Annotated in this window: 1 protein-coding gene; it reads left to right on the plus strand. The window is 68.9% G+C overall.

Going from position 1 to position 1,410, the window contains the following annotated elements; translation table 11 throughout:
- On the plus strand, nucleotides 1–1,410 hold a 1,410-nt coding region (locus ABD951_RS28515; protein WP_345353648.1), incomplete at both ends, for an AMP-binding protein.

Below are 1,410 nucleotides of genomic sequence, written 5' to 3' on the forward strand. Positions count from 1 at the left end.
CGGGGAGCGCGACGCGTTGATCGACCACGCGAGCGGACGCCGCTGGACCTACACCCGGTTCGGGGCCGACGTCGACGCCCTCGCCGCCGGACTGCTCGGGCGCGGGATCGGCAAGGGTGACCGGGTCGGGATCTGGGCGCCGAACTGCCCGGAGTGGACGCTGGTGCAGTACGCGACCGCGAAGATCGGCGCGATCCTGGTCAACATCAACCCCGCCTACCGCTCCCACGAACTGCAGTACGTGCTCGAGCAGGCCGGGATCCGGTTGCTGATCTCCGCGCCCGTGTTCAAGACCTCCGACTACGCGGCGATGATCGAGCAGGTGCGCCCGCGGTGCCCCGACCTCGAGTCGGTGATCCTGCTCGCCGGGGAGGACTGGCAGCGGCTGCTCGCCGACGGCGCGGCCGCGCACGCCGCCGACCCCGCCGTGCTGGCCGCGGCGCAGGCCGGGTTGTCGGCGGACGATCCGATCAACATCCAGTACACGTCCGGGACAACGGGATTCCCCAAGGGCGCGACCCTGAGCCACCACAACATCCTCAACAACGGCTACTTCGTCGGCGAGTTGTGCCACTACACGCAGGCGGACCGGGTGTGCATCCCGGTGCCGTTCTACCACTGCTTCGGGATGGTGATGGGCAACCTGGCGTGCACCAGCCACGGGGCGGCGATGGTGATCCCGGCGCCGGCGTTCGACCCGGCCGCGACCCTGGCCGCGGTGCAGGCGCAGCGGTGCACGTCCCTGTACGGGGTGCCGACGATGTTCATCGCCGAACTCGCCGACCCCGATTTCGACTCCTACGACCTGACGAGTCTGCGGACCGGGATCATGGCCGGGTCCCCCTGCCCGGTCGAGGTGATGAAGCAGGTCATCGAGCGGATGGGCATGAGCGAGGTGTCGATCTGTTACGGCATGACCGAGACGTCGCCGGTGTCGTTGCAGACCCGCGCCGACGACACCATCGACCAGCGGGTGGGCACGGTCGGGCGGGTCGGGCCGCACCTCGAGGTCAAGATCGTCGATCCCGCGACCGGGCTGACGGTGCCGCGGGGGGAGCCGGGCGAGTTGTGCACCCGCGGGTATTCGGTGATGCTCGGGTACTGGAACAACCCGGAGAAGACCGGAGGAGCGGAGCCTGCGGAGCGACCGTACAAACTGGGGCCGATCGACGCGGCGCGGTGGATGCACACCGGTGACGTCGGGGTGATGGATCCGGGCGGGTATGTCGCGATCACCGGCCGGATCAAGGACATGGTCATCCGGGGTGGTGAGAACATCTATCCGCGGGAGATCGAGGAGTTCCTCTACACCCATCCCGACATCCTCGACGCGCAGGTGATCGGTGTCCCCGACCCGAAGTACGGTGAGGAGTTGATGGCGTGGGTCCGGATGCGGGAGGGTGCCGACCC

This window comes from Rhodococcus olei (genome assembly GCF_039540555.1).
Classification (GTDB): Bacteria; Actinomycetota; Actinomycetes; order Mycobacteriales; family Mycobacteriaceae; genus Rhodococcus_G; species Rhodococcus_G olei.